This is a genomic window from Fructilactobacillus sp. X2R6C1 (assembly GCF_059901295.1).
In genome coordinates this window covers 1-236 of record NZ_JBWXUZ010000080.1, presented here as the reverse complement: position 1 = coordinate 236, position 236 = coordinate 1, and the positions used below count along the sequence as shown (strand labels likewise).

1 protein-coding gene is annotated in these 236 nt (G+C 62.3%); it reads right to left on the bottom strand.

Annotated features, from left to right (window positions below):
• The coding region (locus AC6UDF_RS07445; protein ID WP_500724264.1) for an NmrA family NAD(P)-binding protein at positions 1-132 on the bottom strand (132 nt) is incomplete at its 3' end.
• Between the last annotated feature and the right edge of the window lie 104 nt (positions 133-236).

Sequence of the window (236 nt, the reverse complement as noted above, 5' to 3'; positions counted from 1 at the left end):
CACCCCTTCACGGCCCTGCAATCGCGAAGGGTCGCGGGCGATGGCCAACACACTGTGGCCACGGCGCAGGGCCTCCTCCAGCAACTGGCTGCCAGCGCGGCCAGTGGCACCGATAATTGCGATCTTGCTCATGGGAACACTCTCCATTGATTGAACGGAATTACCACTTCATCTCGCCCTTGGCGACCTTGGCACCGAGTTCCAGCGAGCTTTCATCGGCCAGGCCCGGGTAACGC